At 69.8% G+C, this 14,878-nt stretch carries 18 protein-coding genes and 4 tRNA genes; 7 read left to right on the top strand and 15 right to left on the bottom strand.

The window, feature by feature from the left end; translation table 11 throughout:
- Positions 1 to 47 precede the first annotated feature (47 nt).
- Positions 48 to 120 (bottom strand) — tRNA-Trp (locus AC5P1C_RS36440).
- 192 nt (positions 121 to 312) lie between these two features.
- Here AC5P1C_RS36440 and AC5P1C_RS36435 point away from each other — a divergent pair.
- Both AC5P1C_RS36435 and AC5P1C_RS36430 read left to right on the top strand, forming a co-directional pair.
- Positions 313 to 1,539, top strand: a complete 1,227-nt coding sequence (locus tag AC5P1C_RS36435; protein ID WP_493870284.1) for a pyridoxal phosphate-dependent aminotransferase — start codon at positions 313 to 315, stop codon at positions 1,537 to 1,539.
- 128 nt (positions 1,540 to 1,667) lie between these two features.
- Positions 1,668 to 2,687, top strand: coding sequence for an adenosine deaminase (locus AC5P1C_RS36430; RefSeq protein WP_493870283.1), 1,020 nt, complete (start codon positions 1,668 to 1,670; stop codon positions 2,685 to 2,687).
- Here AC5P1C_RS36430 and AC5P1C_RS36425 read toward each other — a convergent pair.
- The gene (locus AC5P1C_RS36425; protein WP_493870282.1) at positions 2,677 to 3,276 is read right to left on the bottom strand and encodes a TetR/AcrR family transcriptional regulator; all 600 of its coding nucleotides are present in this window, start codon (positions 3,274 to 3,276) and stop codon (positions 2,677 to 2,679) included. The genes AC5P1C_RS36430 and AC5P1C_RS36425 overlap by 11 nt on opposite strands.
- A gap of 87 nt (positions 3,277 to 3,363) precedes the next feature.
- On the opposite strand from AC5P1C_RS36425, the gene AC5P1C_RS36420 reads away from it, so the two are divergent.
- Positions 3,364 to 3,996: an NAD(P)-dependent oxidoreductase gene (locus AC5P1C_RS36420; RefSeq protein WP_493870281.1), complete on the top strand. Its 633-nt coding sequence runs from the start codon at positions 3,364 to 3,366 to the stop codon at positions 3,994 to 3,996.
- 27 nt (positions 3,997 to 4,023) lie between these two features.
- Here the strand turns inward: AC5P1C_RS36420 and AC5P1C_RS36415 are convergent, their stop codons facing one another.
- From AC5P1C_RS36415 to AC5P1C_RS36380, 8 genes are all read right to left on the bottom strand, one after another.
- Positions 4,024 to 5,079, bottom strand: a complete 1,056-nt coding sequence (locus AC5P1C_RS36415; protein WP_493870280.1) for a UDP-N-acetylmuramate dehydrogenase — start codon at positions 5,077 to 5,079, stop codon at positions 4,024 to 4,026.
- A gap of 77 nt (positions 5,080 to 5,156) precedes the next feature.
- The gene (locus tag AC5P1C_RS36410; protein WP_493870279.1) at positions 5,157 to 6,599 is read right to left on the bottom strand and encodes a DHA2 family efflux MFS transporter permease subunit; all 1,443 of its coding nucleotides are present in this window, start codon (positions 6,597 to 6,599) and stop codon (positions 5,157 to 5,159) included.
- 76 nt (positions 6,600 to 6,675) lie between these two features.
- A complete protein-coding gene (locus AC5P1C_RS36405) occupies positions 6,676 to 7,233 on the bottom strand; it encodes a TetR/AcrR family transcriptional regulator (protein ID WP_493870278.1) in 558 nt (185 codons plus the stop codon).
- Between the two features lie 179 nt (positions 7,234 to 7,412).
- Positions 7,413 to 7,841, bottom strand: a complete 429-nt coding sequence (locus AC5P1C_RS36400) for a MaoC family dehydratase (protein ID WP_493870277.1) — start codon at positions 7,839 to 7,841, stop codon at positions 7,413 to 7,415.
- A 4-nt stretch (positions 7,842 to 7,845) separates the two neighbouring features.
- Positions 7,846 to 8,310, bottom strand: coding sequence for an FAS1-like dehydratase domain-containing protein (locus AC5P1C_RS36395; protein ID WP_493870276.1), 465 nt, complete (start codon positions 8,308 to 8,310; stop codon positions 7,846 to 7,848).
- An 84-nt stretch (positions 8,311 to 8,394) separates the two neighbouring features.
- Positions 8,395 to 8,559, bottom strand: coding sequence for a 50S ribosomal protein L33 (gene rpmG / locus AC5P1C_RS36390; RefSeq protein WP_004571794.1), 165 nt, complete (start codon positions 8,557 to 8,559; stop codon positions 8,395 to 8,397).
- A gap of 91 nt (positions 8,560 to 8,650) precedes the next feature.
- A tRNA-Met gene (locus AC5P1C_RS36385) sits at positions 8,651 to 8,723 on the bottom strand.
- A 48-nt stretch (positions 8,724 to 8,771) separates the two neighbouring features.
- Positions 8,772 to 8,844, bottom strand: a tRNA-Thr gene (locus AC5P1C_RS36380).
- Between the two features lie 408 nt (positions 8,845 to 9,252).
- Here AC5P1C_RS36380 and AC5P1C_RS36375 point away from each other — a divergent pair.
- The 3 genes from AC5P1C_RS36375 to AC5P1C_RS36365 all read left to right on the top strand — a co-directional run bounded on the left by AC5P1C_RS36375 (position 9,253) and on the right by AC5P1C_RS36365 (position 11,804).
- The gene (locus AC5P1C_RS36375) at positions 9,253 to 10,539 is read left to right on the top strand and encodes an amidohydrolase family protein (protein WP_493870275.1); all 1,287 of its coding nucleotides are present in this window, start codon (positions 9,253 to 9,255) and stop codon (positions 10,537 to 10,539) included.
- Between the two features lie 87 nt (positions 10,540 to 10,626).
- A complete protein-coding gene (locus AC5P1C_RS36370; protein WP_493870274.1) occupies positions 10,627 to 11,283 on the top strand; it encodes an SDR family oxidoreductase in 657 nt (218 codons plus the stop codon).
- Between the two features lie 143 nt (positions 11,284 to 11,426).
- Positions 11,427 to 11,804 (top strand): nuclear transport factor 2 family protein, encoded by a 378-nt coding sequence (locus tag AC5P1C_RS36365; protein ID WP_493870273.1) that lies wholly within the window; start codon positions 11,427 to 11,429, stop codon positions 11,802 to 11,804.
- A gap of 46 nt (positions 11,805 to 11,850) precedes the next feature.
- Here the strand turns inward: AC5P1C_RS36365 and AC5P1C_RS36360 are convergent, their stop codons facing one another.
- On the bottom strand, positions 11,851 to 12,090 hold the full coding sequence (locus tag AC5P1C_RS36360) for a hypothetical protein (RefSeq protein WP_493870272.1): 240 nt from the start codon (positions 12,088 to 12,090) through the stop codon (positions 11,851 to 11,853).
- Between the two features lie 68 nt (positions 12,091 to 12,158).
- Positions 12,159 to 12,240, bottom strand: a tRNA-Tyr gene (locus AC5P1C_RS36355).
- Between the two features lie 202 nt (positions 12,241 to 12,442).
- Here AC5P1C_RS36355 and AC5P1C_RS36350 point away from each other — a divergent pair.
- A complete protein-coding gene (locus tag AC5P1C_RS36350) occupies positions 12,443 to 12,931 on the top strand; it encodes a YajQ family cyclic di-GMP-binding protein (protein ID WP_393473025.1) in 489 nt (162 codons plus the stop codon).
- 143 nt (positions 12,932 to 13,074) lie between these two features.
- On the opposite strand, the gene AC5P1C_RS36345 is transcribed toward AC5P1C_RS36350, so the two are convergent.
- The 3 genes from AC5P1C_RS36345 to htpX all read right to left on the bottom strand — a co-directional run bounded on the left by AC5P1C_RS36345 (position 13,075) and on the right by htpX (position 14,719).
- Positions 13,075 to 13,341 carry a GlsB/YeaQ/YmgE family stress response membrane protein gene (locus AC5P1C_RS36345; protein WP_493870271.1) on the bottom strand — a complete coding sequence of 89 codons (267 nt, stop codon included), beginning with the start codon at positions 13,339 to 13,341 and terminating at the stop codon, positions 13,075 to 13,077.
- Between the two features lie 125 nt (positions 13,342 to 13,466).
- Complete coding sequence (locus AC5P1C_RS36340) at positions 13,467 to 13,859, bottom strand: YccF domain-containing protein (protein WP_493870270.1); 393 nt, start codon at positions 13,857 to 13,859, stop codon at positions 13,467 to 13,469.
- Positions 13,856 to 14,719, bottom strand: coding sequence for a zinc metalloprotease HtpX (gene htpX, locus AC5P1C_RS36335; RefSeq protein WP_249588360.1), 864 nt, complete (start codon positions 14,717 to 14,719; stop codon positions 13,856 to 13,858). Before htpX ends, AC5P1C_RS36340 begins: the two co-directional genes overlap by 4 nt.
- Positions 14,720 to 14,878 lie beyond the last annotated feature (159 nt).

The following is a 14,878-nucleotide window of genomic DNA, read 5'->3' as shown; positions in this document are numbered from 1 at the left end:
AATGCAGTACGTACATGCGCACACATCCTGGCGAGAGGAGTGTGTAGCAGGGCCGGAGGGACTTGAACCCCCAACCGCTGGTTTTGGAGACCAGTGCTCTACCAATTGAGCTACGACCCTTTGATTTCCCCCAACCTACCGCATCCACCCGACTGCACTGAGTGCGATGAGAGGGCGCGGCCGGTGAGGGCCAACGAGCAGTGAGTGTACGTGCTCCACGGCCCTCCGTCGAACAGAAACAGTTTCGGCGGCCCCCCGGCAAACACCGAAACCCGTGTGCCGGGGGTCTTTCGGGTCTGGAACGATGGGGTGATGAGCGCTTCCACTTCTCCCACCGAGCGCCGGGTCTCCGCCCGCATCGGCGCGATCTCCGAGTCCGCGACCCTCGCCGTCGACGCCAAGGCGAAGGCCCTCAAGGCCGCCGGGCGGCCGGTGATCGGGTTCGGCGCGGGTGAGCCCGATTTCCCGACGCCCGACTACATCGTCGAAGCCGCCGTCGAGGCCTGCAAGAACCCGAAGTACCACCGCTACACCCCCGCGGGCGGGCTCCCCGAGCTCAAGGCCGCGATCGCCGCGAAGACGCTGCGCGACTCCGGGTACGAGGTCGACGCCTCGCAGATCCTGGTGACGAACGGCGGCAAGCAGGCCATTTACCAGGCGTTCGCCGCGATCCTCGACCCGGGCGACGAGGTCATCGTCCCGGCTCCCTACTGGACGACGTACCCGGAGTCGATCCGTCTCGCGGGCGGCGTGCCGGTCGAGGTCGTCGCCGACGAGACCACGGGATACCGCGTCTCGGTGGAGCAGCTGGAGGCCGCGCGCACGGAGCGCACGAAGGTCGTCCTCTTCGTGTCGCCGTCCAACCCGACGGGTGCCGTCTACAGCGAGGCCGACGCCGAGGCGATCGGCCGCTGGGCCGTCGAGCACGGCCTGTGGGTGATGACGGACGAGATCTACGAACACCTCGTCTACGGAGACGCGAAGTTCACCTCGCTCCCCGCGATCCTGCCCGAGCTGCGCGACAAGTGCATCGTGGTCAACGGAGTCGCCAAGACGTACGCGATGACCGGCTGGCGCGTGGGGTGGATCATCGGCCCGAAGGACGTGGTGAAGGCCGCGACGAACCTCCAGTCGCACGCCACGTCGAACGTCTCCAACGTCGCGCAGGTCGCGGCCATCGCGGCCGTGTCCGGCGATCTGACCGCCGTCGAGAAGATGCGCGAGGCCTTCGACCGGCGCCGCAAGACGATCGTGCGGATGCTGAACGAGATCGACGGCGTGCTCTGCCCCGAGCCCGAGGGCGCCTTCTACGCGTACCCCTCGGTGAAGGCCCTCATCGGCAAGGAGATCCGGGGCAAGCGCCCGCAGGACTCCGTGGAGCTCGCCGCGCTGATCCTGGAGGAGGCCGAGGTCGCGGTCGTTCCGGGCGAGGCTTTCGGGACGCCGGGTTACCTGCGTCTTTCGTACGCCCTGGGTGACGAGGACCTCGTCGAGGGCGTCTCGCGGATCCAGAAGCTGCTGGCCGAGGCCCGCGACTGAGCACCTACCAATTTTGGTATGCGGGCGGCCTCCCCTCTTCGGGGAGGCCGCCCGCTTCTTCGTTCGGGGAAGACCCCGATGGGGAAAGTGGCTTCCGGGACGCCGTGTGCGTACGGCAAGATCCTGGAATGGAGCGTGTACGTGACGTAAGAGAGCTTCCGAAGGCCCATCTACACCTGCACTTCACCGGGTCGATGCGGCCCACGACCCTGCTGGAACTCGCCGACAAGTACGGGGTGCGGCTGCCCCCGGCGCTGACCGGCGGCGAGCCTCCGCAGCTGCGGGCGACCGATGAGCGCGGGTGGTTCCGCTTCCAGCGGCTCTACGACATGGCGCGGTCCTGCCTGCGGGAGCCGGAGGACATCCAGCGCCTGGTGCGGGAGGCCGCGGAGGAGGATCTGCGGGACGGGTCGGGGTGGCTGGAGATCCAGGTCGATCCGACGTCGTACGCGCCGCGGCTGGGCGGGCTCATCCCGGCCCTGGAAATCATCCTGGACGCCGTCGAGAGCGCCTCGCGGGACACCGGCCTCGGAATGCGCGTACTCGTCGCCGCGAACCGCATGAAGCACCCTCTGGACGCCCGCACGCTGGCCCGGCTCGCCGTGCGGTACGCCGATCGCGGCGTCGTCGGCTTCGGGCTCTCCAACGACGAACGCCGGGGCTTCGCACGTGACTTCGACCGAGCCTTCGCGATCGCACGGGACGGCGGCCTGCTCGCGGCGCCGCACGGCGGTGAGCTCAGCGGGCCCGCTTCGGTGCGGGACTGCCTGGACGACCTGCACGCGGGGCGCATCGGGCACGGGGTGCGGGCGGCCGAGGACCCGCGGCTCCTGAAGCGGCTCGCCGAGCGCGGCGTGACCTGCGAGGTGTGCCCGGCGTCCAACGTGGCGCTCGGCGTCTACGAGAAGCCCGAGGACGTGCCGCTGCGGACCTTGTACGACGCCGGGGTGCCGATGGCTCTGGGGGCCGACGATCCGCTGCTCTTCGGGTCGCGGCTCGCGGCGCAGTACGAGATCGCGCGCAAGCACCACGCCTTCGACGACGCTGACCTCGCCGAGCTCGCCCGGCAGTCGGTCCGCGGCTCGGCCGCCCCCGTCGGCATACAGGAGAAGCTCCTGGCGGGGATCGAGGAGTGGCTCAGCGGCTGATGCCCGCGAGGAGGGTCCGGGCGAGGGCCGCGGCGAACTCGTCGACGGGCTGCGGGGGTTGCTTGCCGACCGTGGCGTCGTAGGCGAAGGCACGCTGGGCGCAGGCGCCCAGGAGGAGCGAGGCGGCCGCGAAGGTGTCGGCTCCGGGGTCGATGCGGCCGGCGTCGCGTTCGGCACGCAGGTAGGCGTCGAGGGCCTCGATGGGCACGTGCGGGCCCGTGCCCATCTCCCGCATGGAGTCCTCGTGGCGGCGCTTGAGCTTGGTCTCGGCGTAGAGGGAAGCCGCGATCGGGAAGCTCTGGGCGTAGAAGTGGCTGGCCAGGCGGGCGATCTCGGTGAGGTTCTCCTCCACGGGGCGCTCCCCCGGGTCCTCGACGAGGCGGCGCAGGAGCGGGCCGAGCCGGGGCAGCCGCTCCTGGAGGACGGCCACGAAGAGCTCCTCCTTGCTCGCGAAGTGCTTGTAGAGGGCCGCTTCGGAGCAGCCCGCCGCCTTGGCGATCTCCTTGGTGGTGGCACGGGCGAGGCCGATGGTGAGCATGAGGTCGTGCGCCGCGTCGAGGATGCGGGCCCGGGTGGGCTTCTGCTGCATGTGCCGTCCAACCAAGCTTGACGTGAGGGTGAGCGAATACTCACTCTAGGGGTGAGTGAATACTTACCCACTTGGGGAGGGTGCGCAATGAAGCTCACGGTGTTCGGTGCGACCGGCGGTGTCGGCGGGGAGATCGTCCGGCAGGCACTCGCGGCGGGCCATGAGGTCACGGCCGTCGTGCGTGACCCCGCGCGGCTGAGCGCGACGGGAGAGGGCCTTGAGGTGTTCCGGGCGGATCCGACCGACCCGGAGGCCGTGCGAGCGGCGGTGTCCGGGCGGGACGCGGTCCTCTCGGGGCTCGGGGCGCGCAAGAAGGCGGACGCGGGGATCACGACCGTGCTCACGCGGTCGGTGGTGCGCGCGCTGGAGGCCGAGGGGGTACGCAGGCTGGTGGTCGTGAGCGCGGCCCCGGTCGGCCCTCGGGCCGAGCGTCAGCCGCTGACCGACCGGCTAGTGGGATCGCTGGTCAGCAAGATCCTGAAGCCCGTGTACGACGACCTGCGGGTCATGGAGGCCGACCTCGCGAGCAGCGCGACGGACTGGACGTCCGTGCGCCCGCCGAGGCTCCAGGACAAGCCGGTGACGGGGGTCTACCGCAAGGTCGTGGGTGGCACGCCGACCAGCGGGCGGTTCATCGGAAGGGCCGATGTGGCGCACGCGATGCTGGCGGTGATCGACGATCTGTCGACGGTGAAGCAGGGCGTGGGCGTGGCCTACTAGCCGCCCACCAGGGGCCCCACCAGCGGCTCAGAGGCTGACGCCCACCGTCACCGGCTCATTGACCAGCGTGACCCCGAAGGCGTCCCGCACTCCGGCGACGACCTCACGGGCGAGGGCAAGCAGGTCCTCCGTGGTCGCGCCGCCGCGGTTGGTGAGGGCGAGGGTGTGCTTGGTGGAGATGCGGGCCCGGCCCTCTCCGTAGCCCTTGGTGAAGCCCGCCTTGTCGATGAGCCAGGCGGCGGAGGTCTTCACGCGTCCGTCGTCCGTCGGGAAGGCGGGGGGCGCCACGTCCGGGCCGAGGCGGTCCACCACGCGCGCGTGGAAGGCGGCGAACTCGTCCTCCGTGAGGATCGGGTTGGTGAAGAAGGACCCCGCCGACCAGCTGTCGTGGTCCTCGGGGTCGAGCACCATGCCCTTGCCCGCCCGCAGCTTCAGGACGGTCTCACGGGCGACGGCCGCCGGGACCCGGTCACCCGCGTTCACGCCGAGGGTGCGGGCCGTCTCCGGGTACTTGAGGGGGGCGCTCATTCCCTGGGCGTCCTCCAGCTCGAAGCGGACGCGCAGGACCACGAAGCGGTCGGGGTCGGCCTTGAAGCGGCTGTGGCGGTACGAGAACTCGCACTCGGCGTTCGAGACGGTGACCGTCTCGTGCGTCTTCCTGTCGTACGCGATCACTTCGGTGATGGTCGACGAGACCTCCTGGCCGTACGCCCCCACGTTCTGGATCGGCGTGGCGCCCGCGGAGCCGGGGATCCCGGCGAGGCACTCGATGCCCGCGAGGCCGGCCTCCACGACGCGGGTCACCGCGTCGGTCCACACCTCACCGGCCGCCAACTCGAGCTTCGTGCCGTCGAGTTCGAAGCCCTTCGTGGCGATGCGCAGAGCGGTGCCGTCGAAGCCCTTGTCGCCGATGACGAGGTTCGATCCGCCGCCGATGAGCAGCAGCGGGGTCCCGGAGTCGTCGGCTTCGCGGACGGCGGCGATCACCTCGGCGTCGGTCGTCGCGGTGATCAGACGGGCCGCGGGACCGCCGAGCCGGAAGGTGGTCAGCGGGGCGAGGGGGGCATCGTGGAGTTCCTGCACGTGCACAAGGGTACGGTCCGTGGCGCCGCCGCTCGGGCGGGGCCACGGACCGTGGGGTGAGGCCGGGCGGAACCGGTTCAGACGCCCGCAGGTGTGCGCTCGTCGGCGGCGGCCGGTACGGCACCGACCGCCTTCCCGGTCGCGGCCGTCCGCCCCGGGAGCAGCGCGGCGGCCACCGCGCCCACGCCGACAAGTGCGGCGCCGACCCACAGTGCGGGCACGAGGCCGTCCACGAAGTACTGGGCGGGCCCGTAGCCGCCCTGGGCGGAGAAGACCGAGGCGAGGATCGCGATGCCGAGGGCGCCGCCGACCTCCCGCAGGGCGTTGTTGGCGCCGGACGCGATGCCCTGCTCGGACGGGCGGACGCTGGACATCACCAGGTTCGCGGCCGGTGCGAAGTACAGCGCCATGCCGACCCCGCTGATGATCAGGGCGGGCAGTTGGGCGGCGTACGACACATCGGGCTCCACGACGGCCGCGAACCAGGCGAGGCCGACGGCCTGCAGCACGAGGCCCGCGGTCACGACGGGGCGACCGCCGATCCGGTCCGAGAGATAGCCCGCGATGGGCGCGACGATCATCGGCATGCCGGTCCAGGGGAGCATCCGCAGGCCCGCCTCGGTGGGCGAATATCCGAGGACGATCTGCAGGAACTGGCTGAGCAGGAAGATCGAGCCGAACATCCCGACGAACATCAGCAAGCTCGCGGCGTTGATCGCCGAGAACGCGCGGCTACGGAAGAGCCGCATCGGCAGCATCGGGTTCTCGGCGCGCATGCCGTGGCGCACGAAGAGGGCCAGGAGCGCGCCACCGCCGATCAGACCGACGAGGACGGTCGCGCTGGTCCAGCCGTCTATGTTGCCGCGGATCAGGGCGTACACGATGCCGAAGAGCCCGCCGCTGGCCAGCAGCGTCCCGGTGATGTCGAGCGGCGCTCCGGTGCCATGCGACTCGGAGAGCCGAAGGCGGGCCAGCGGCAGCAGCGCGACGCCGAGCGGAACGTTCAGCCAGAAGATCCACTGCCAGGACACGTGCTCGGTGAGGCTGCCGCCGACGAGCGGACCGCTGGCGACCGCGAGGCCGTTGACGGCGCCCCATATCCCGTAGACCATCCCGCGCTTGGCCACCGGCACGGCCGCCGTCAGCAGGGTCAGCGTCAGCGGCATCATGATCGCGGCGCCGACGCCCTGGACCGCGCGGGCGGCGACCAGCGCCTCGATGCCGGGCGCGAGGGCCGCGGCGGCTGAGGCTCCGGTGAAGACCGCGAGTCCCGCCATGAAGAGCTTGCGGCGCCCGAAGCGGTCGCCGAGGGCCGCGCCGAACATCAGCAACACGGCGAAGGTGAGGGTGTAGGCGCTCACCGTCCATTCGAGGTCGTGCAGCGCTCCCCCGAAGTCCTCGCGGATGGCGGGCAGGGCAGTGGTGACGACGAGGTTGTCGAGGGCCGCCATGAATCCGGCGACGCTGGTGATGGCGAGGGCCCAGGCCGCTTGCCCGCGCCGTGCTGTCTGCTGTGACATTGCTTCCCCTGTGGTTAGTTATTGATGACTAACTTTCTTGGGTACACACATGCGCACCCCCCCCGGCACACGCACCTCACGCCTTGGGCTGCCCCGAGTCGTCGAAACCGGTCCACACCCGGTGATCGGGCTGGAACCCCATCGACACCAGGACGTTGATCAGCATCCCGTCCGCCAGGAATTGCGTCGCCTCACGGACGTCCGCCCCCAGCGCGAGGCGGACCGTGTCGTACATCTCCATCCAGCCGGCCCGCAGCGCCTCACCGAACTCCCGGTCACCGGACGCCTCCGCGGAGGCCACGGCGACGTACATCTGCATCTGCATGAGCAGCTTGTCCGGGTCGTCGGCGATGAGCGCCTGATAGGCCTCGCCCATGGCACGCAGGGCCCCCTCCCCCTCGAGCCCCTCGGACGCCTTCCGGAAGACCTCGGTGATCTCCTGGCAGCAGCGTCCGGACGCGGCAAGGAAGATGGCCTGCTTCCCCGGGAAGAGGCGGAAGAGATACGGCTGCGAGACACCCACGCGCTTGGCGATCACCTCGGTGGACGTCCCGTTGTAGCCACCGCGGGCGAACTCGATCATCGCCGCGCGGATGACGCTCTCGCGCCGCTCCTCTGCACTCATCCTGACCATGTGGCTAAGTTAGTGGTCAATCACTACCTAAGTCAAGGCCCGCACGAGCGATGCGCCGCGAGCAGTGAGTAAGGGGCGTGCGAAGGGCGTGAGTAAGGGGCATCCGCCCATGGTGGATGCCCCTTACTGGCGCCGCCTGTCACTAGTGCCGCCTGTCACCAGTGCCTTGCCTACGAAGATCAGGCGAGCTGAACCACCGCGCGCGACATCCCAAGGACCTTCTGGTCCCCGCTCTTCGCCACCAGGTCCACCCGGACCCGGTCGTCGTCGAGCTTCTGGGCGACCTTGGCGCTGACCTCGATCAGCGCCCCCTTGTCGTCGTTCGGGACCACGACGGGCTTGGTGAAGCGCACGCCGTACTCGACGACGGCGGCCGGGTCGCCCACCCAGTCCGTCACCACGCGGATCGCCTCGGCCATGGTGAACATGCCGTGCGCGATGACGTCGGGAAGGCCGACCTCGACCGCGAACTTCTCGTTCCAGTGGATCGGGTTGAAGTCACCGGAGGCTCCCGCGTACCGCACGAGCGTGTCACGCGTCACAGGAAAGCTCTGGGCCGTCAGCTCGGTACCGACCTCGACGCTGTCGTACGAAATCTTGGCGGTCATCGCGTCACGCTCCCTCTGCCGCAGGCGCCGCCGCGCGCGCGACGAGCTTGGTCCAGGCGGTCACGACGTGCTCGCCGGCCTCGTCGTGGACCTCGCCGCGAATGTCCAGGATGTCGTTGCCCGCCAGCGACTTGATGGCCTCGATGGTCGAGGTGACCGTGAGCCGGTCCCCCGCCCGCACCGGGCGGGTGTAGGCGAACTTCTGGTCCCCGTGCACGACGCGGCTGTAGTCGAGCCCCAGCTGCGGGTCCTCGATGACCAGGCCCGCGGCCTTGAACGAGATGGCGAACACAAAGGTCGGCGGGGCGATCACATCCGGGTGCCCGAGCGCCTTGGCGGCCTCCGCGTCGATGTACGCGGGATTGGTGTCGCCCACCGCTTCGGCGAACTCACGGATCTTCTCCCGGCCGACCTCATAGGGATCGGTGGGCGGGTAGGACCGCCCTACGAAGGACTGGTCGAGCGCCATGGACTCGGTACCTCCTGCAGGTATGGGTGAACGACGCGAGGCCGCCCCCAGAAAACGGGGACGGCCTCGTGTACGAGCCTGTGTCTAGCGCGTTTCGCGGTGCGCAGTGTGCGCGTTGCAGCGCGGGCAGTGCTTCTTCATCTCAAGACGGTCCGGGTCGTTACGCCGGTTCTTCTTGGTGATGTAGTTCCGCTCCTTGCACTCCACGCAGGCCAGCGTGATCTTCGGGCGGACGTCTGTGGCAGCCACGTGAGTGCTCCTTGACGGACGGATGGACGGATGAACGCAAAAAAAGAGTAGCCGATCGAAGGTCCGACCCCACAATCGGCTACCAATTGAGTAGCGGTGACCGGACTTGAACCGGTGACACAGCGATTATGAGCCGCTTGCTCTACCGACTGAGCTACACCGCTGTAGATGCCGGATCCCCCCGCCCGAAGGCGAGGATCACTCGACATCAGAGCCCCAATACGGAATCGAACCGTAGACCTTCTCCTTACCATGGAGACGCTCTACCGACTGAGCTATTGGGGCGAGCGATGAAGACATTACACGGTCGGTCGCCGATCGCCCAAATCCGTTTCGTCGGGGCTGTCCAGGGGCATCCCGGCGGCCGTCACGGCCGCCTCACCACGTCACTTCGACGCCTCGCGCCACACCGGTTCGGGCCCTCGCGCCACTCCGTTCGGCCCCACGCACCGCGCCTCTTCAGAACCGCGCAGCACGCCTCTTCGGAGCCGGGCACGATGCCTCTTCAGAGCCGCGCACCACGCCGGTACGACTATTTCGCTCTTCCTCGAAGAGGGCCGGTCGTCACCCTAGGCTCGACCCACGCTGCGTGATCTTGGACGTCTTGACCCCGGACGCCCCGGCGCTTGATTCCGGACGCCCGGTGCCGGACGACGCCACGCCCCGCAGCCGCCCCCGAACCTCAGGAGCGCGATGCCCGACAGCCAGCCGCAGCCCCACTCCTCCGGCTCTTCCGGCTCCTCAGGTGATGACGCCGACGCCACCGCACTGCTCCTCTGCGGCGCCCGGCTCACCGACGGCCGGACCGTGGACGTACGGCTCGGTTCCGGGCGCATCGAAGCGGTCGGCACGGCGGGCAGCCTGACCGCACACGCCACGCGCGTGGACCTCGGCGGCTACCTCCTGCTGCCGGCCGCCGCCGAGCCGCACGCGCACAGCGACACGGCCCTGTCCGCGGACGCGGATGGCCCGGTCTCGTACGAACTCGCCGACGTCCAGCGCCGGACCACCGAGGCCGCCCTGCTGCAGCTCGGGCACGGCGCGACGGCGCTGCGCTCACACGTGCGCATCGGCGACCTCCCCGGGCTCACCTCGATGGAGGCGGTGCTGCAGGCGCGGCGTTCACTGCGTGGCCTGGTCGACCTGACGACCGTGGCCGTGCCGCGGCTGCTCACCGGGGTGGCCGGCGCCGACGGGCTCGCGATGCTGCGGGACGCGGTGAAAATGGGCGCCTCCGTAGTGGGCGGCTGCCCCGATCTGGACCCCGATCCCACGGGGTACGTGGAGACGGTCCTTGAGGTCGCCGCCGAGCACGGCTGCCCCGTGGACCTGCACACGGACGGCAGCGATCCGGCGCGGCTCGGGCGGCTCGCGGCGATGGCGGGCGGGCTGCGCCCCGGGGTGACGATCGGGCCGTGCGGAGGGCTCGGGCGGCTGCCGTCGGACGTGGCGGCGCGGACCGCGGAGCAGCTGGCGGCGGCCGGAGTGACCGTGGTGTGCCTGCCGCAGGGCGGCTGCGGAAGCGTGGACCGGCGGGGCGCCGTGGCGCCGGTACGGCTGCTGCGGGCGGCCGGGGTGCGGGTGGCCGCGGGCAGCGGAGCCATGCGGGACGTGTCGAACCCCGTGGGGCGCGGGGATCCGCTGGAGGCCGCCTATCTGCTGGCCTCGCGGTGCGGGCTGCGCCCCGAGGACGCGTACGGCACGGTGAGCGGGGCGGCACGGGCCTCCATGGGGCTTTCCCAGGTGCGGGTGGAGGCGGGCTTCCCAGCCGAGCTGCTCGCGGTGCGCGGCGACCATCTCGCGGGGGCGCTCTCGCTCGCGTACAGCCGCATCGTGGTGCACCGGGGGCGCGTGGTGGCACGGACGAGCGCGGTGCGGGAGTACTGCGACTCGGCTGCCGCCGTGGCACTCGACCTGCCGCGGCAGGGCCGCTCGAAGGGGAGCGGTCCGGGGCGGCCGAAGGGCGCGGAACCCTCCTGAGGGCGGGCTTGAGGGCGGGCGACACCTCCTGAACGTGCTCCCGCGTGCGCGGGGCGATCATGCGGGGGCTGCCGTACGGTCGGAGACATGCGCATTGTCATCGCTGGAGGTCATGGTCAGATCGCGCTGCGGCTCGAGCGGTTGCTCGCCGCGCGGGGTGACGAGGTCGTCGGGCTCGTCCGCAGAGCGGGACAGGAAGGCGACCTGCGGGACGCGGGTGCCGAAGCGGCCCTGTGCGACCTGGAGTCGGCGTCCGTGGACGAGGTGGCCGGGCTTCTGGAAGGCGCCGACGCCGCCGTCTTCGCAGCGGGCGCGGGTCCCGGCAGCGGGGCCGAACGCAAGAACACCGTGGACCGCGACGCCGCCGTGCTCTTCGCGGACGCGGCGGAGCGCGCGGGAGTGCGGCGCTACGTAGTCGTGTCGTCCATGGGCGCCGACCCCGCGCACAAGGGCGACGAGATCTTCGACGCCTATCTGCGGGCCAAGGGCGAGGCCGACGCATCCGTACGCGGCCGCAAGGCCCTGGACTGGACGATCCTGCGCCCCGGCATGCTGACGGACGACGCGGGCACCGGTCTCGTGCGCCTGGAGGCGTCGACCGGCCGCGGGCCGATCCCGCGCGACGACGTGGCAGCGGTGCTCGCGGAGCTGGTCGACTCGTCGGCGACGGCGGGCCTGACACTGGAGCTGATCAGCGGGTCCACTCCGGTGTCCGTGGCGGTCAAGTCCGTTGCGGGGAACTGACGTCCGTCTCCGAACTCTCCGCACTCTCTGAACTCTCTGAGCAGGGAACTGACGTCCGTACGCGAAGTCGGTCTCCTGAGGGATGTCCCACGCGCGGGGCGGTGCTTGGCTGGAAGGTGCCGCCTACGTGAGGAACGAACGCCATGCCCGCCTCCGATGTGCCCGCCGCGCAGGAAGCCCTCTTGCGGCAGATGTACGCCGTCTTCGGCACCGAAGAGCGTGACGCGTTCATCCCCCGCTCCCTGGCACCCGACGTGAACTGGCCGAACCTCCTGGACAACACCCGGGCCCGCGGCATCCCGGCGGTCCGTGCCTACTGGGCGCGGCAGTTCGCGGTGATGCACCCACTGGTGCACCTGGAGCGGCTGCGGCTCGACGACGACGGGCGGCGGGTCGTGGCGACCGTGCGGCCGGGCCTGCGGGACGAGACGGGCGACCACTGGGCGCCGACCACGGTCGAGCACGTCTACACCTTCCGGGACGACGGCCTGGTGACCCGGATGGACGTACGCCAGCCGTGACCGCCCCAAGCGACCCCAGGACGCCCTGGAGGGCCGTGAGAGCGCCTCAGAACAGGGGGAGCTGGCCGGGGAAGTCCGGGACGGTGTAGCCGTCCAGAGCGGGCTGTGCGGCGCCCAGCAGGGCCTGCCTGCGGGAACCGGGGCAGGAGACGAGGTCGCCGCTGCCCTGCCGACCCGGCGGATCGTGGCGGGCGAACCGCCCCCCGACGACGGCGATTTCACGACGGCACGCGGGGCAGTTCCTGCGGCGCGATGACGATGACGGCGTGGACGGCATGGGCGACATGGCCTCAGCGTACGAAAAGACCCCCTCCGCCTTGCGTTTCCGCAAGATCGGAGAGGGTCTCCTTCGTGTGGCGGCGCCAGGATTCGAACCTGGGAAGGCTGAGCCGGCAGATTTACAGTCTGCTCCCTTTGGCCGCTCGGGCACACCGCCTGGGTCGCTGCCTGGAATCGATCGCTTTGCGCGGGCGCTCCGTGGCAACGACGTAAACGATACCTGATGCACAGGGGTGCTTCGCCACCCGATTGATCAGTACCCGGCGCGGGGGCGGTGGCTAGGCTTTGCGGGTGCGGCCGGGGAGCGAAGGCCGTGCACCAGCTCAGTACGCAGACCCCGATACAAGGAGCCACAGGACATGGCCGACTCCAGTTTCGACATCGTCTCGAAGGTCGAGCGGCAGGAGGTCGACAACGCCCTCAACCAGGCCGCCAAGGAGATCTCGCAGCGCTACGACTTCAAGGGCACGGGTGCCTCCATCGCCTGGTCCGGCGAGAAGATCCTGATGGAGGCGAACGGCGAGGAGCGGGTCAAGGCGATCCTCGACATCTTCCAGTCCAAGCTGATCAAGCGCGGCATCTCACTGAAGTCGCTGGACGCGGGCGAGCCGCAGCTGTCCGGCAAGGAGTACAAGATCTTCGCCTCGATCGAAGAGGGCATCTCCCAGGAGAACGCGAAGAAGGTCGCCAAGATCATCCGCGATGAGGGCCCCAAGGGCGTCAAGGCGCAGGTCCAGGGCGAGGAGCTGCGGGTCAGCTCGAAGAGCCGCGACGACCTGCAGGCCGTACAGGCGCTGCTCAAGGGGCAGGACTTCGACTTCGCGGTGCAGTTCGTCAACTACCGGTAGCCGCCAGTAAGTACTGGTGATCCCTTGCCAGTACCTAAGGGTGATTTCTCGTACGACGCCGAAGGGCGGGCACCCGGCTCGGGTGCCCGCCCTTGCTGCTGGCCGCAGATCGGGGGATCGACGCCTCCAGGGGCGCACGTGACTCAGCGGCGCGAGTGGCCGAAGAAGATGCGGTAGGCGACGAGCAGGACGAGTGAGCCGCCGATCGCCGCCGCCCACGTCGCGCCGTCGTAGAAGTCGTTGGTGATCGGGCGGTCGAGATAGCGGGCGGAGAGCCAGCCGCCGATGAAGGCGCCTGCGATGCCGATGACGGTCGTGCCGATGAAACCGCCCGGGTCGCGGCCGGGCAACAGGACCTTGGCCACGGCACCGGCGAGCAGCCCCAGAACGATCCAGCTGATGATGCCCATGCGGTGAAACCTGCCCCTCTGTCGTGCTGTCGCCCTGTAGGACGACACGAGAGCGGGGCGCGGTTGCGGTGATCGGCGGGGTGCGGCGTATGCCACAACCTCCGCTCCAGGGGCGTGCGGTCGCCTCAGCGCACCGCGAACGGCTGGTCCGTGCGCACGATGTCGCGGCCGAGCGGCATCAACGACACCGGGATCAGCTTGAAGTTGGCGACGCCCAGCGGGATGCCGATGATCGTGACGCACAGGAGGAAGCCGGTGACGATGTGGCCGAGCGCGAGCCACCAGCCCGCGAGGATCAACCACAGGACGTTGCCGACGCAGGACGGCGCGCCCGCGTCGCGGCGCTCGACTGTCGTGTATCCGAAGGGCCACAGGGCATAGCGGCCGATCCGGAAGCTGGCGAGGCCGAACGGGATGCCGATGATCGTGATGCAGAGGACCAGGCCGGCCAGGAGGTAGGCGAGGAACATCCAGAAGCCGCAGAGGACGAGCCAAATGACGTTCAGGATTGTCTTCACTGGTGGCGACCTGCCATCTGCTCGAGCCGGGCAATGCGCTCCGCCATCGGCGGATGCGTGGAGAACATCTTGGACATGCCCTGCCCCGGACGGAAAGGGTTCGCGATCATCATGTGGCTTGCGGTCTCGAGGCGGGGCTCGGGCGGCAACGGAAGCTGCTTGGTGCCCGCGTCGAGCTTACGCAGGGCGCTGGCGAGGGCCAACGGGTCCCCCGTGAGTTGCGCGCCGGACGCGTCCGCCTCGTACTCCCTGGAACGGCTGATCGCGAGTTGGATGACGGAGGCGGCCAGCGGACCCAGGAGCATGATCAGGAGCATGCCGAAGATGCCGGGGCCTTCGTTGTCGTTCGACCTGCCGATCGGGATCAGCCAGGCGAAGTTGACCAGGAACATGATGACGGAAGCGAGTGCGCCGGCGACCGACGAGATCAGGATGTCGCGGTTGTAGACGTGACTGAGCTCGTGCCCGATGACACCCCGCAGCTCTCGCTCATCAAGGAGACGCAGGATGCCGTCGGTGCAGCACACCGCCGCGTTGCGCGGGTTGCGGCCCGTCGCAAACGCGTTCGGCGCCTCGGTGGGCGAGATGTAGAGGCGGGGCATGGGCTGGCGGGCCTGGGTGGAGAGCTCGCGGACCATGCGGTACAGCTCGGGCGCCTCGAATTCGCTCACCGGACGCGCGCGCATGGCGCGCAGGGCGAGCTTGTCGCTGTTCCAGTACGCGTACGCATTGGTGCCGAGCGCCACGAAGAGCGCGACGATCAAGCCCGTACGTCCGAAGAAACTGCCGATGACGAGGATGAGAGCGGACAGTCCCCCGAGGAGTACGGCGGTCTTCAGCCCGTTGTGCCGGCGGTGCACGGTACGCCCTCCTGTGGTGCTTGGGGGAACCCTCTGTCTACTGGTGCTTCCACTCTTCAGTGGACCCTCCCGTACTGGTCAACGCCAGGCGGGGAGCACTAGTTCCCTTGTGCGCGCGGGAGCGCTGCAGGAGTGGTGTGGGCCGCTCGGGTGATGTCC

It is taken from the genome of Streptomyces sp. A18 (genome assembly GCF_059026065.1).
Note: the sequence above shows the minus strand (reverse complement) of the source record. Positions and strands in the feature narration are given on the sequence as shown.

Excerpts from the sequence above, each read along its gene's own strand:
- AC5P1C_RS36345 (WP_493870271.1), bottom strand. The coding sequence starts at position 13,341 with ATGGGCATCATCAGCTGGATCGTTCTGGGGCTGCTCGCCGGTGCCGTG.
- AC5P1C_RS36360 (WP_493870272.1), bottom strand. The coding sequence starts at position 12,090 with ATGTCGCCCATGCCGTCCACGCCGTCATCGTCATCGCGCCGCAGGAAC.
- AC5P1C_RS36405 (WP_493870278.1), bottom strand. The coding sequence starts at position 7,233 with ATGGTCAGGATGAGTGCAGAGGAGCGGCGCGAGAGCGTCATCCGCGCG.
- AC5P1C_RS36400 (WP_493870277.1), bottom strand. The coding sequence starts at position 7,841 with ATGACCGCCAAGATTTCGTACGACAGCGTCGAGGTCGGTACCGAGCTG.
- AC5P1C_RS36395 (WP_493870276.1), bottom strand. The coding sequence starts at position 8,310 with ATGGCGCTCGACCAGTCCTTCGTAGGGCGGTCCTACCCGCCCACCGAT.
- AC5P1C_RS36420 (WP_493870281.1), top strand. The coding sequence starts at position 3,364 with ATGAAGCTCACGGTGTTCGGTGCGACCGGCGGTGTCGGCGGGGAGATC.
- AC5P1C_RS36410 (WP_493870279.1), bottom strand. The coding sequence starts at position 6,599 with ATGTCACAGCAGACAGCACGGCGCGGGCAAGCGGCCTGGGCCCTCGCC.
- AC5P1C_RS36365 (WP_493870273.1), top strand. The coding sequence starts at position 11,427 with ATGCCCGCCTCCGATGTGCCCGCCGCGCAGGAAGCCCTCTTGCGGCAG.
- AC5P1C_RS36435 (WP_493870284.1), top strand. The coding sequence starts at position 313 with ATGAGCGCTTCCACTTCTCCCACCGAGCGCCGGGTCTCCGCCCGCATC.
- AC5P1C_RS36375 (WP_493870275.1), top strand. The coding sequence starts at position 9,253 with ATGCCCGACAGCCAGCCGCAGCCCCACTCCTCCGGCTCTTCCGGCTCC.
- AC5P1C_RS36350 (WP_393473025.1), top strand. The coding sequence starts at position 12,443 with ATGGCCGACTCCAGTTTCGACATCGTCTCGAAGGTCGAGCGGCAGGAG.
- AC5P1C_RS36370 (WP_493870274.1), top strand. The coding sequence starts at position 10,627 with ATGCGCATTGTCATCGCTGGAGGTCATGGTCAGATCGCGCTGCGGCTC.
- AC5P1C_RS36425 (WP_493870282.1), bottom strand. The coding sequence starts at position 3,276 with ATGCAGCAGAAGCCCACCCGGGCCCGCATCCTCGACGCGGCGCACGAC.
- AC5P1C_RS36430 (WP_493870283.1), top strand. The coding sequence starts at position 1,668 with ATGGAGCGTGTACGTGACGTAAGAGAGCTTCCGAAGGCCCATCTACAC.